Origin of the sequence: Thioalkalivibrio denitrificans (genome assembly GCF_002000365.1) — a bacterium.
Classification (GTDB): Bacteria; Pseudomonadota; Gammaproteobacteria; order Ectothiorhodospirales; family Ectothiorhodospiraceae; genus Thioalkalivibrio_A; species Thioalkalivibrio_A denitrificans.
In genome coordinates this window covers 1-13,263 of sequence record NZ_MVBK01000056.1, presented here as the reverse complement: position 1 = coordinate 13,263, position 13,263 = coordinate 1, and the positions used below count along the sequence as shown (strand labels likewise).

Genomic DNA, 13,263 nt, shown 5'->3' with positions numbered 1-13,263 from the left:
CCCGGCCTCGTCGCGCAGGGCGGTGGCGCTCAGCGCCACGGGCAGGAGGCTGCCGTCCTTGCACAGCAGATCGAACTCGAGATTGTGTATCTCCCCCCGCTCCTTGAAGCGCGGAAAGTTCTCCTCGAAAGTGGCCATACCCTCCGGCAGGAGGAAGTCGGAGAACTTCCTTCCGATCACTTCGTCACGCTCATAACCAAGCCAGCGCAGTTCCGTATCGTTCACACGGGTGAAGACGCCGTCCGAATCCAGGGAGTGGTAGCCGCAGGGGGCGTTGTCGTAGAGATCCTGCACCTCTCTCGCGTAACGCGTCGCCTCGGCTTCGAGGCGACGGCGCTCGCCGATCTCGTCGACCAGATTCGTATTGGCGGACCTGAGCAGTTCGGTCTGCTTCTCGAGTTCCTCGGTGCGCCTGGCCACCAGTTCCTCCAGGCGCCTGCGGTGGTAGTGCAGCTCTTCCTCGGTCTGTTTCTTGTCCGTGATGTCGATCAGCACCCCCTGCAAAAACAGGGGCTTTCCCTTGCCGTCCTGGACGATGCGCGCCTCGTCCAGCATCCAGCGCGTCTGCCCTTCGCGGGTCACAATCCGGTACTCACGGCGCAGGGGGACGCTGCGCTCGTAGCTTGCGGCATAAGCCTCATGCACGGCCGCCCGGTCCTCAGGGTGGATCAGCTTCAGCAGCCCCTCCGGATCCTCGAGCCACTCCTGGGGCGAATAGCCCAGGCGACGCACCTGCGGGCTGATGTAGAGCAGCCTCCCCGGCACATCCAGGGCGGCGATGTAGGTGATCGCCGGGATCTGCTCCACCAGGGTGCGGAACTTGGCCTCGGCCGCCCGCTTCTCGCTGCGCAGGCGCTGTTCGCGCAGCACCCGTTCGATGACGGCGGGCAGCAACTCCAGGTACTGGCGCTCGCTGTCCTTGACCAGATAGTCGTGGGCGCCGGCCCGCATGGCCTCCACCGCCACGCCCACGTTGTCCGTCCCGGTGAGCATCATCACGGGCACGGGCAGTTCGGTATGCTCGCGCCTGAGTTCGGCGAGAAATTCCAGACCGCTCATGTCCGGCAGGTGGTAGTCCAGCAGAACCAGATCCGGAGTCTGTCGCAGAGCAAGCTGCAAACCCTGGCGGGCGGTCTCGGCCTCGATGAGGTCGAAGTCGTAGTCGGCGTGCTCGGCCAGCGCGCGCCGGCAGGCCAGCCGATCAACCTGATCGTCCTCCACCAGCAGGATGCGCACGGGGACCTTGCTCATGAGTCAGTCCGGCAGCTCACTGATGGTCCAGTAGGCGTCGATGGTGCGCATCATGTCGACGAACTGCCCGTAGTCCACCGGTTTTCGCATGTAACCTGCGACCCCGAGATCGAAGCTCTCGACCTTGTCGCGCTGCTCCTCGGAGGTGGTCAACACCACCACCGGAATACGCCTGAGGTTCAGGCCGTTGCTCTTGGTCTCGCGCAGGAATTCGATGCCGCCCATGACAGGCATGTTGAGATCGAGCAGGATCAGGCACGGCCGGGTCGAGGCGGGATCCTTCAGGTAGGCCAGCGCCTGCTCACCGTTCTCCACATGCTCGACGGAGTTGGCCACGTGGAGTTCCCTGAGCGAGCGGGTCACGGTCATGGCGTCGATGCGGTCGTCCTCGACCAGCAGGATGGGTCTGGCATGGGTCTTCATGGTTGCTGCTCTCCTCCGCGATCCGGCGGCCCGGACTTGGACAGGGTGAAGAAAAATGCGGCGCCCTCGCCCGGCGTGGACTCGACCCACACCCGGCCGCCGTGCAGTTCGACGATCTTCCTGACCAGGGCGAGACCCACACCGGTGCTCTCCTTGCGGTCGCGCGGCGTGAGCACCTGGAAGAGCTGGAAGATGCGCTCCTGATGACGGGGCTCGATGCCCGGCCCATCGTCGGAGACACTGAACCGCCAGTGGTCGCCGTCGTCCGCGCAGGCGACACGGATGTGGCCCTCCGGTTTGTCCAGATGCTTGAGCGCGTTGCCGATCAGATTCTGAAAGACCTGCTGGAGACGCACGCGCTCTCCGATTACGGCGGGCAGCGGCCCCTCCACCGTGACCTGCACACCGGCGGGCGGGGCGAGCAGATGCACCACCTCGGGGACCAGGGTGTCGAGATCCACAGCGGTGCGCATCTCCTGGATGCGCCCCACCCGCGAGTATTCGAGGATGCCATCGATCAGGGCGTCCATGCGCGTGACACGGCTCTTCATCAGGTCAAGATACTCCCGCCCCTGGTCATCGAGCCTGTCCGCGTAGTCGCTGGCGAGCCAGTCGGCCAGCGAGCCCACGGCACGCAGCGGTGCCTTGAGATCGTGCGATACCACGTAGGCGAAATTCTTGAGTTCCTCGTTGGCATCGTGCAGTTCGCCGATCAGCCGGGCCTGACGTTGCTCGGCGCGCTTGCGCTCCGTGAGGTCGTGCAGGATCCCCGTGAACAGGCGCCGCGCGCCCAGCTTCACCTCACTGACGGCGAGGCTGACAGGGATAAGGCCGCCGTCTTTACGCAGGCCGGTCACCTCGCGCCCGGTACCGATGATGCGGGCCTCGCCCGTATCCAGGTAACGTTTCAGATAGCCGTCGTGGCGGCTGCGCTCAGGCTCGGGCATGAGCCGCGAGACATTGCCGCCGATCACCTCCGAGGCCGCATAGCCGAAGAGCCGCTCGGCGGCCCGGTTGAAGCTCTCGATGCGGCCTCGCGCGTCGATGGTGACGATGCCGTCGGCCGCCGTATCCACGACGGCACGCAGGCGTTGCTCGCCGTCGCGCCTGTCACGGCTCTCACGACGAATCCGCAGGTAGAGGGCTGTCAGGCTCGCCACCGCCAGCACGAGCAACAGGCCGAGCATGGAGAGTGTGCGGCGGGCGCCTGCCTGCGCGGCCTGCTGGCGCTGCTGGAGGTGCGCGGTCAGTTCGCCCTGCATGAACACCACGTGTTCGCCGAGCCGGCGCATCTCCTCACGACCCGGGCTGGCCGCAAGCTGCCACTGCCCCGCCTGAAAGCCGCGGGTACGGCGCACCTCCAGCACGTTGTCCAGCAGCGCCAGACGTACGCCGACAAGGCGCTCCAGTTCGGGCAGGTGGGCGCTCAGTTCGGGATCACCACCCAGCATTTCGACAAGCTCCGTCACCTGCCCGTGCACCCGCGCCACGGTCTCCTGGCGCAGGTCGAGATACTCTGTCATGCCCAGCAGCAGGTAGATGCGCTGATGGCTTTCCGCCTGGTTCATGAGCGAGTAGACCGCTTCCAGGGTCGTCAGGGCCTTCTGGGAACCGGCCACCGCCTCGCTGGTGTCGATAAAGTCCACCATGGTGCGGTAAAGACCGGCACCGACCACGGCCAGCACCACAATGGCGAGCGCGAACCCGGCCAGGACCTTGGACTCGGTCTGCCACTGTCTCATCAGAAATCATGTCCCGCTTCGGACCGGGAGACGCTCGGCACGGCGCCGCCCGCAAGAGACGGGCGATGAATTGACCAGGAAGGAGTGAACGGGCGACAGAGGCCGTCACCGGGGCGACGGTTCGCCGGGGATTCCCGCCGCAAACGGGCGATCAAACGTACCCGTCCTTGGCCCCTGATGGGAGCCCCGCGGGCGTGGCATTGCGTCATGCTTGAGTCCCGGGCTTCTGATAGCCGGATGAGCCCTGTGGAGGCAGTATTACAGGGCAGGCGACCCGGGGCAACCAACGCCGGACCGGCCCGCGGCGTTCACGGGCTTCGGGGGCTGACGGGTTGGTTCAAATGAAAATGGACAGGATGGACAGGATTTCTTAAGGATTAACAGGATAAGGCCGAAAGAAAGAAAGATCAGACAGGATTAACATGATTAACACGATTAAAAACGCTTTAAAATCATGTAAATCCTGTTAATCCTGTCCAATGTTTTTTGGTCCTTCATCCTGTTAATCCAGAAAAATCCTGTCCATCCTGTCCATTCCGCTCTTCAAGAACCCAAAAGGGCTACTTGCGCTTCGGGGCGATGATGTCCGTGACGCTGCCGTGGGCCACTTCGGCGGCGAAGCAGAGGGTCTCGGAAAGCGTCGGGTGGGGATGGATGGTCAGACCGATGTCCTCCATGTCGGCGCCCATCTCCAGTGCCAGCACCGCCTCGGCGATCAGCTCCCCGGCATTGGGTCCGACGATGCCGGCGCCGATGACGCGGCCCTGTTCGTCGAACAGGAGCTTGGTCATGCCGCTCTCGCCGCCCACGCTGATGGCGCGGCCGCTGGCGGCCCAGGGGAACACCCCCTTGGTGTACTCCACGCCCTGATCCTTCGCCTCGGTCTCGGTGAGGCCCATCCAGGCCACCTCCGGGTGGGTGTAGGCCACGGACGGAATGGCCCGGGCGTCGAAGTGGGACTTTTCGCCGGCGGCCACCTCAGCCGCCACCTTCCCCTCATGGGCGGCCTTGTGGGCCAGCATGGGCTGGCCGACGAGGTCGCCGATAGCGAAGATGTGCGGCACGTTGGTGCGCATCTGCCGGTCCACCTTGATGAAACCGCGCTCGTCCACGGCCACCCCGGCCGCCTCGGCGTTGATGTTTCCGCCGTTGGGGCTTCGGCCCACGGCCACCAGCACACGATCGAAGGTATCCGTCTCCGGCGCCTTGCCGCCCTCGAAACTCACCTTGATGCCGGACTTCGTCGCCTCGGCCTTCGTCACCCTGGTGCCCGTGTAGATGGCCTCGTAGCGGCCCTTGATGCGCTTCTCCAGCGGCTTGACCAGGTCCCGGTCAGCGCCCGGCATGAGTTCGTCCAGGAGTTCGCATACGGTGACCTTCGACCCCAGCGCATCGTAGACACAGGCCATCTCCAGGCCGATGATGCCGCCGCCCACCACCAGCAGGCGTTTGGGGATGTCGTTGAGCATCAGGGCATCGGTGGAGTCCATGATGCGGTCGTCGTCCCACGGAAAGGCGGGCAGCTTTACCGCCTGGGACCCGGCCGCGATGATGGCCTGTTCGAAACCGATCACCTGCTTGCCGTCTTCGCCTTCCACCTCGAGGCTATTGGGCGAGCTGAACTTCCCGACTCCCTGCACGACACGCACCTTGCGCTTTTTGGCCAGCTGTTTCAGGCCGCCGGTGAGCTTGCCCACGACACCGTCCTTGAAGCCGGCCAGCTTCTTCAGATCGATCTTCGGCTTGCCGAAGTCGATGCCATGCCCGGCAAAGGCCTCAGCCTCCTCGATGACCTGTCCCGCGTGCAGCAGGGCCTTGGAGGGGATGCAGCCCACGTTCAGGCACACACCGCCGATCTCGGCATAACGCTCCACCATGATCACGTCGAGGCCGAGATCGGCGGCCCGGAAGGCCGCCGTGTAGCCGCCGGGGCCGGAACCCAGGACCAGCAGCCGGCAACTCATGTCCGTGTCGGCGGGCGCGGCTGCAGGTGTCGGGGCGGCTTCTCTCTTCTCTCCGGCCGCGGCGGTCTCGGACTTGCCGGCAGACTTCTTCTGGCTGCCTTCGTCCTCCCCTTCGTCCTTGCCGGTCTCGTCCGCATCCAGATCCAGGATCGGATCGCCCTCGGACACCTTGTCGCCCTTTTTCACCTTGAGCTTCTTGACGGTGCCGCCCTGGGGCGCGGGGATGTCAATACTGGCCTTGTCGGACTCCAGGGTGATGAGCGGGTCCTCGGGCTTGACCGTGTCACCCGATTTCACCAGGACATCGATAATCTCCACGTCCTTGAAATCGCCGATGTCCGGCACCTTGATCTCGACCACCTTGCCCATGGAAAGCTCCGATTGGTTCTCGTGTGTTCAGGCCCGTGCGTGACAAGCGATGGGCCCCTGCCTCCTGTAGGTCGGGCTTCAGCCCGACAACGGCGGCTCCGACGGGCACCGGCGTCGGGCTGAAGCCCGACCTACGACCGGCACTCCTTCTTGCCTCTTGTCTCTTGTATCTTGCCTCTCGCGCCTTCCTACAAAAGCATGCGGCGCATGTCGGAAAGCCGGCTGGCCAGGAACGCCGTGAAGCGCGCGCCCAGCGCACCGTCGATCACACGGTGATCGTAGGACAGGGCGATGGGCAGGATCATGCGCGGCGTGAACTCCTTGCCGTTCCACACGGGCTGCATCTTTGCGCGCGAGACACCCAGGATGGCCACTTCGGGGGCGTTGACAATGGGGGTGAAATAGGTGCCGCCGATGCCGCCCAGACTGGAAATGGTGAAGCACCCGCCCTGCATGTCGCCGGGCTTGAGTTTCCTGTCCCGCGCCTTTTTCGATGTCTCCTGCAACGCCGCCGCGATGTCCACCAGGCTCATGCGGTCCACGTCCCGGACCACGGGCACGACCAGGCCGTCCGGCGTGTCCACCGCAACGCCGATGTGGTAGTACTGCTTGAGGATCAGGTTCTCGCCCGTGGCATCGAGCGAGGCATTCACCCGCGGGTATTCCTTGAGTGCCGCCACCACGGCCTTCATCAGGAAGGCCAGGAAGGTGATCTTGACGCCCTTGTCCTTGTACTCCTCGGACAGGGTCTTGCGGAATTCCTCCAGTTCCGTGATATCCGCCTCATCGAACTGGGTCACGTGGGGGATAGTCACCCAGTTGCGATGCAGGTTCTGGCCCGTAAGCTTGTTGATCTTGGTGAGCGACTTCGTTTCGATGGGGCCAAACTCACTGAAGTCGATTTCCGGCATGGGCGCCACGCCCAGCCCGCCGCCGCCCTGGGCCAGGGCCCGCTTCACATAGCCCTGCACGTCCTCCTTGAGGATGCGGCCCTTGGGACCGCTGCCGTCCACCGCGCCCAGGTCCACGCCCAGTTCCCGGGCAAAACGACGCACGGCGGGCGACGCGTGTGCCTTGCGGAAACCCTCCTCGTTGATGAAGGAGGCCGTGGGTGAGGGGCGCGGTCCGCCCGGCCTCGCTGCCTGCGGCGGCGCCGCCTCGGCCTGCGGCTTCTCCGGTTCGCGCGCCTCGGCCGCTTCTTCCTTCGGTTCGGCTTTCTTCTCCGGTGCCGGCTGCGCCTTTTCCTTCTTTTCCTGCTCCTTCTCTGTCTCCGGCCCCGATTCATCGGCCGCCATGTCCGCGATGGCATCGCCCTCGGAGACGCGGTCGCCCTTCTTCACCTTGAGCGCCTTGATGACACCGGCGCCGGGGGACGGAATATCGATGGAGGCCTTGTCGGACTCCAGGGTGATGAGCGGGTCCTCGGGCTTGACCGAGTCGCCGGGCTTGACGAGGACATCGATGATCTCCACATCCTTGAAATCCCCGATGTCCGGGACCTTTACCTCAACCACGCTGCTCATCTCGCAACTCCAGTTTCTTGTCAGGGATCAACGCAGACCGAACCTTGGCGTACTCAGGCGCGCAGCGGGTTGGGCCGATTTACGTCGATACCGTACTTTTTGATGGCCTCGGACACCTTGGAGGCGGCGATGGCACCCTCCTCGGCCAATGCCTTCAGCGCGGCCACGGCCACGTAGTGGCGATCCACCTCGAAGTGGCGCCGCAGTGCCGAGCGCAGATCCGAACGACCGAATCCGTCTGTGCCCAGCACCACGTAGCGGCCCGGGATCCAGGCGCGGATCTGGTCGGCGTAGGCCTTGACGTAATCGGTCGCGGCCACCACCGGTCCGTCATGACCCTCCAGACATTGCGTCACGTAGGCGATCTTCGGTTTGCCGTCGGGATGCAGCATATTGTGGCGGTCGCAGTCACGACCGTCTCGGGCCAGTTCGTTGAAGCTGGTGGCACTCCAGATGTCGGACTCCACGCCGAAATCCTTCTTAAGCAGTTCGGCCGCCGCGATGACCTCGCGCAGGATGGTGCCGGACCCCATGAGCTGCACGCGCTGCTTCTTGCGTCCACCCTTCTGCAGCAGGTACATGCCCTTGATGATGCCCTCCTCGGCACCTTCCGGCAGGGCCGGCTGCGGATAGTTCTCGTTCATGACGGTGATGTAGTAGAAGACGCTCTGCTGCTCGGCGTACATGCGCCGCAGCCCGTCATGCACGATCACGGCAAGTTCGTAGGCAAACGTGGGATCGTAACTGATGCAGTTGGGCACATTGGCGGCCATCATCAGGCTGTGGCCGTCCTGGTGCTGCAGGCCCTCGCCGGCCAGCGTCGTGCGCCCCGCGGTGGCGCCCATGAGGAATCCGCGCGCCTGCATGTCGCCGGCAGCCCAGATAAGATCACCCACGCGCTGAAAACCGAACATGGAGTAGAAGATGTAGAAGGGGACCATGTTCACGCCGTGGGTGGAATACGCCGTGGCGGCGGCCATCCAGGATGACGTGGCGCCGGCCTCGGTGATGCCCTCTTCCAGGATCTGACCCTGCTTGTCCTCCTTGTAGTACATGACCTGGTCGCGGTCCTGGGGCTCGTAGAGCTGCCCCACGGAGGAGTAGATGCCCAGCTGGCGGAACAGCCCCTCCATGCCGAAGGTGCGCGCCTCGTCGGGCACGATGGGCACCACGTGGCGGCCCACTTTCTTGTCACGTGAAAGCAGGGTGATCATGCGCACGAAGGCCATGGTGGTGGACATCTCGCGATCGCCGCTGGATTCCAGCAATGGCTCGAAAACGGAAAGCTCCGGGGTATCCAACGGCGCGGCGGAGTGTTTGCGCACCGGCATATACCCGCCCAGCGCCTTGCGCCGGGCATGCATGTACTGCATCTCCGGGGCGTCATCGTCGGGCTTGATGTATTCCGCCTTCTCCACCTGCTCGTCGCTGAGCGGGATGCTGAAGCGGTCGCGGAAGGCCTTCATGTCCTCCACGCCCAGCTTCTTCTGGCTGTGGGTGCGCATCTGACCCTCGCCGGCGCCGCCCATGCCGTAGCCCTTCACGGTGTGCGCAAGGATCACGGTGGGGCCGTCGGTGTACTCCGTGGCGGCCTTGTAGGCGGCGTACACCTTGAAGGGATCGTGACCGCCGCGGTTGAGGCGCCAGATATCCTCGTCGGTCATCTTGACCACCATGGCCTTGAGTTCCGGGTACTTGCCGAAGAAGTGCTCGCGCACGTAGGCACCGTCCTTGGACTTGTAGTTCTGGTAGTCGCCGTCCACCGCCTCCATCATGCGCTGCTGCAGCAGGCCCTTGGTGTCGCGCGCGAGCAGCGGATCCCAGTAGCTGCCCCAAAGCACCTTGATCACGTTCCATCCGGCGCCCCTGAACATGGCCTCCAGTTCCTGGACGATCTTGCCGTTGCCGCGCACCGGTCCGTCCAGTCGCTGCAGATTGCAGTTGACCACGAATGTGAGGTTCTCGAGCTTCTCCCGCGAGGCGAGCGTGATGGCACCCAGGCTCTCCGGTTCGTCCACCTCGCCGTCGCCCAGGAAGCACCACACCCGGCGCTCCTTGGTATTGGCAAGGCCGCGGTCCTGCAGGTACTTCATGAAACGGGCCTGGTAGATGCTCATGATCGGGCCCAGCCCCATGGACACCGTGGGGAACTGCCAGAAGTCCGGCATCAGCCAGGGGTGCGGATAGGAGGACAGGCCCTTGCCGTCCACCTCGCGGCGGAAATGATCCAGTTGCTCCTCGGTGAGACGCCCCTCCAGGTAGGCGCGTGCATACATGCCGGGCGAGGAGTGACCCTGCACGTAGAGCAGATCACCGCCGTGCTCGTGGGAGGGCGCGCGCCAGAAGTGATTGAAGCCGACGTCGTAGAGGGTCGCCGCCGAGGCGAAGGTGGCGATATGCCCGCCCAGTTCCGAACTGATCTGGTTGGCCCTGACCACCATGGCCATGGCGTTCCAGCGGATGTATGAACGGATACGGTGCTCCAGGTCGCCGTCCCCGGGGTATTCGGGTTCCAGATGGGGCGGGATGGTGTTCACGTAGGCCGTGTTGGCCGAATACGGCAGGAAGGCACCGGAACGGCGGGCCTGGTCCACGAGACGCTCCAGCAGGTAATGCGCCCGTTCGGGGCCTTCCGCCGCGATCACCGCTTCCAGGGCGTCAAGCCACTCCTGGGTTTCCTGGGCATCCTGGTCCTGCATCTGCGTCTGCTGCTGCATCATACCGGCCTCACGGGTTCAGGCCCCGCCCTGCCCGTCCACTGCGCACTGACCACGTCATTCTTTCAATCACGTGCGGACGGCAAACGGGGGGAGATTCCTGATATGTTATAGATTCGTTCGGGCGGCGACCCGCGTTCATGCGGGCGCCAAAGGGCCATTTATCTTCAAGGTTGGCGCAAGACAGGTCAAGGTGAACGACCTCGCGGTATGCTCCGCATCACACGCACGAACCCGGGTATGCACACGGACATAAGCCATGACGACACCCAGTGAATTGACCCTGCGGCGCCCGGACGACTGGCACCTGCACGTGCGTGACGGCGACATGCTGCGCGCCGTGGTGGCACACACGGCCCGGCAGTTTGCGCGCGCCATCATCATGCCGAACCTCAAGCCGCCGGTGACCACCGTGCAACAGGCGCGGGCCTACCGTGAACGCATCCTTGCTGCGCTGCCGCAAGACACGGCCTTCTCCCCGCTTATGACCCTGTACCTCACGGACACCACCTCGCCGGAAGAGATCCGACTCGCGGTGGCCAGCGGCTTCGTTCACGGCGTCAAACTTTACCCGGCCGGCGCCACCACTCACTCGGACGCCGGCGTCACGGACATCCGCCGGTGCCATGGCACGCTGGAAACCATGCAGGAAACAGGCCTGCCGCTGCTGGTGCACGGCGAGGCCACCGATCCGGAGGTGGATGTGTTCGACCGTGAGGCGGTGTTCATCGAACGGACCCTGGCGCCGCTGATGAAGGATTTCCCGGGGCTGCGGGTGGTGCTGGAGCACATCACGACCCGCGACGCCGTCCAGTTCGTGCGCGACGGTGATGATCGCCTGGGCGCCACGGTCACCCCGCAGCACATCCTCATGAACCGCAACGCCCTCTTTCAGGGCGGCATGCGCCCCCACCATTACTGCCTGCCGGTGCTCAAGCGTGAACGTCACCGCCAGGCCATCATGGACGTACTGGCCGAAGGCCATCCCCGGTTCTTCCTGGGCACAGACAGCGCGCCCCATCCGAAGGGCGCCAAGGAGTCCGCCTGCGGATGCGCCGGGATCTACAGCGCGCACGCCGCCATCGAGCTCTACGCCGAGGCCTTCGAGCAGGCCGGCGCCCTGGACCACCTGGAAGCCTTTGCCAGCCTCAACGGCCCGCGTTTCTACGGCCTGCCGGTGAACGAGGAACGCATCACCCTCGTCAAGGAGTCCTGGGAGGTGCCTGGGGAGTATCCCCTGGGCGGGGACACAGTGGTGCCACTGCGCGCCGGCGGATCGATCGGATGGCGACTCCTTTGAAGTGGGAAATGGGTCGGCCTTCAGGCCGACGGCCGTGACCTTGTCGAGCACCGGTTGTCGGACTGAAGCCCGACCTACAGACTTTCACTTCGCACTTCCCGATTCCAACTTCGCACTTCAGCCATTACCCTACGCACCCATGAACGACACGACCGACTTCCAGCCCATGGGGCACCGCTTCCGTGGTTTTCTGCCGGTGGTGGTGGATGTGGAGACCGGGGGTTTCAATCCCGACACCGATGCGTTGCTCCAGGTCGCGGCCGTGTTGCTGCGCATGGATTCCCGGGGCCGTTTGTACCGCCATGAAACCGTGTCCCGGCATGTACAGCCCTTCGAGGGAGCCAACCTGGACCCCAAGTCGCTGGAGGTCAACGGCATCAACCCGTTTCACCCCCTGCGCATCGCCCATCCCGAGAAGGACGCGCTGGCCGATGTGTTTCGCGCCGTCCGCGAGGAAGTGAAGGCCAATGTCTGCAAGCGCGCCATCCTGGTGGGGCACAACGCGGGATTCGACCTCTCGTTCATCAATCGGGGCGCGGAGCGAGCCGGCCTGAAACGCAACCCGTTCCACCCTTTCAGCAGCCTGGATACGGTGACGCTGTCCGCCATGGCATTCGGGCAGACGGTGCTGGCGCGGGCCGTACAGGCGGCGGGCATGGCATGGGACAATGGCGAGGCCCATTCGGCCGTGTATGACGCGGAAAAGACCGCCGACCTGTTCTGCCACGTGATCAACCGCTGGGGAGACATCCCCGCGCCACCCGTCCAACCCCGCATGGACAACGCCTGATGGGGACGTTATAAACGAGCAGACAAGTGCCGGGCATACAACAGAAAGCATCGCCCATCCCGAATGCGGTCATGAACTGCGCGGGGGTGCCGTGATGCCAGGGGAGCGACCCGGGGCGCCCGCAGGGCCTACGGGACATTGCACAAACGATAAAGAACCAGGGCTGAACAAGGGATGGTCGAAGATCTAGCCATCGTCATCGTCGACGACATGCAGTACAGCCGCGCGGTACTGCGCACGACGCTCAACCGCATCGGCTATACGGATGTGCGCATGGCAGCGTCGGCGTCCGAGGCCCTGGCCATGATGAGTGACCGGCGCGCCGAAGTGGTGCTGGCCGATTGGGTCATGCCCGAGATGAACGGCCTGGAACTCACTGCCGCGATCCGCCAGAAGGACGAGGAACGCGGCCATTACACCGCCCTGATCCTGTTCACCGGCAAGGAAGGCGACGAGGCCATGATGGAGGCCTTCAGCCACGGGGTGGACGACTACCTGACCAAGCCGGTGAACCAGGTCCAGCTGGCCGCGCGCGTCTACGCCGCGGGGCGGATCGCCCGCCTGCAGAACACCGTGCTGGAGACCTCGGCGGCACTGGCCGCCACGAACCGCCAGCTCGAGTACCTGTCAACCACGGACCCGCTCACGGGTCTGCCCAACCGCCGGGCCCTGGACAAGCGCATGGAGTCGACCATTCTGGAGACTCAGGGTCGCGGCGGCGCCGTGTGCCTCGGGATCCTGGATGTGGATCACTTCAAGCAGATCAACGACCACTATGGCCACGACATCGGCGACGAAGTGCTGGTCGTTCTGGCCAAGCGCCTGCGCCTTGCCTTGCGCCCCATGGACATGGTGGCACGCATGGGCGGCGAGGAATTCGCCCTGGTGGCCCATTTCCAGAAGGCGGAGCATTGCGATCCCGGCATCTTCGAACGGGTCCTGCGCACGGTCAGCGAGGAATCCATCCCCACGTCGGAGGGCGAAATCCCGGTCACGGTCTCCATCGGCGTGTGCTGCTACCGCCACGGCGAAGAGATGCAGACCATCCAGTCCATGACCCGGGTCGCGGACCAGAACCTCTATCAGGCCAAAGAGCAGGGGAGGAACAGGGTCGTAGGGTAAGGATGAGCGCCCTTCGGGCGAAGGATGAAGGATGAAGGCAGAGGGGACTGTAATTAAATCTG

8 protein-coding genes and 2 pseudogenes are annotated in these 13,263 nt (G+C 64.5%); 3 read left to right on the top strand and 7 right to left on the bottom strand.

Features of this window, described 5'->3' with window-relative positions; genetic code table 11:
• The 7 genes and pseudogenes from B1C78_RS09710 to aceE form a co-directional block, all read right to left on the bottom strand.
• Positions 1-1,251: PAS domain-containing response regulator (locus B1C78_RS09710; RefSeq protein ID WP_139349882.1), on the bottom strand; the 1,251-nt coding region annotated here is incomplete at its 3' end.
• 3 nt (positions 1,252-1,254) lie between these two features.
• Positions 1,255-1,674 carry a response regulator gene (locus B1C78_RS09705; protein WP_077278965.1) on the bottom strand — a complete coding sequence of 140 codons (420 nt, stop codon included), beginning with the start codon at positions 1,672-1,674 and terminating at the stop codon, positions 1,255-1,257.
• The gene (locus B1C78_RS09700) at positions 1,671-3,416 is read right to left on the bottom strand and encodes a sensor histidine kinase (protein WP_077278964.1); all 1,746 of its coding nucleotides are present in this window, start codon (positions 3,414-3,416) and stop codon (positions 1,671-1,673) included. The genes B1C78_RS09705 and B1C78_RS09700 overlap by 4 nt, the downstream gene beginning before the upstream one ends.
• 560 nt (positions 3,417-3,976) lie before the next feature.
• A pseudogene (gene lpdA / locus B1C78_RS09695) lies at positions 3,977-5,449 on the bottom strand (dihydrolipoyl dehydrogenase); the annotation flags it as partial.
• A 62-nt stretch (positions 5,450-5,511) separates the two neighbouring features.
• Positions 5,512-5,749, bottom strand: a pseudogene (locus B1C78_RS18070) (biotin/lipoyl-containing protein); the annotation flags it as partial.
• 188 nt (positions 5,750-5,937) lie between these two features.
• Positions 5,938-7,272, bottom strand: a complete 1,335-nt coding sequence (aceF, locus tag B1C78_RS09690) for a dihydrolipoyllysine-residue acetyltransferase (protein WP_077278962.1) — start codon at positions 7,270-7,272, stop codon at positions 5,938-5,940.
• A gap of 53 nt (positions 7,273-7,325) precedes the next feature.
• Positions 7,326-9,989 carry a pyruvate dehydrogenase (acetyl-transferring), homodimeric type gene (gene aceE / locus B1C78_RS09685; protein WP_077278966.1) on the bottom strand — a complete coding sequence of 888 codons (2,664 nt, stop codon included), beginning with the start codon at positions 9,987-9,989 and terminating at the stop codon, positions 7,326-7,328.
• 259 nt (positions 9,990-10,248) lie between these two features.
• Between aceE and pyrC the strand changes: the two genes are divergently transcribed.
• The 3 genes from pyrC to B1C78_RS09670 all read left to right on the top strand — a co-directional run bounded on the left by pyrC (position 10,249) and on the right by B1C78_RS09670 (position 13,201).
• Positions 10,249-11,289, top strand: coding sequence for a dihydroorotase (pyrC, locus tag B1C78_RS09680; RefSeq protein WP_077278961.1), 1,041 nt, complete (start codon positions 10,249-10,251; stop codon positions 11,287-11,289).
• A gap of 139 nt (positions 11,290-11,428) precedes the next feature.
• Entirely contained in the window at positions 11,429-12,079 is a 651-nt protein-coding gene (rnt, locus tag B1C78_RS09675) for a ribonuclease T (protein WP_077278960.1), read from the top strand.
• Between the two features lie 174 nt (positions 12,080-12,253).
• Positions 12,254-13,201 (top strand): GGDEF domain-containing response regulator, encoded by a 948-nt coding sequence (locus B1C78_RS09670; RefSeq protein WP_077278959.1) that lies wholly within the window; start codon positions 12,254-12,256, stop codon positions 13,199-13,201.
• Positions 13,202-13,263: the final 62 nt, after the last annotated feature.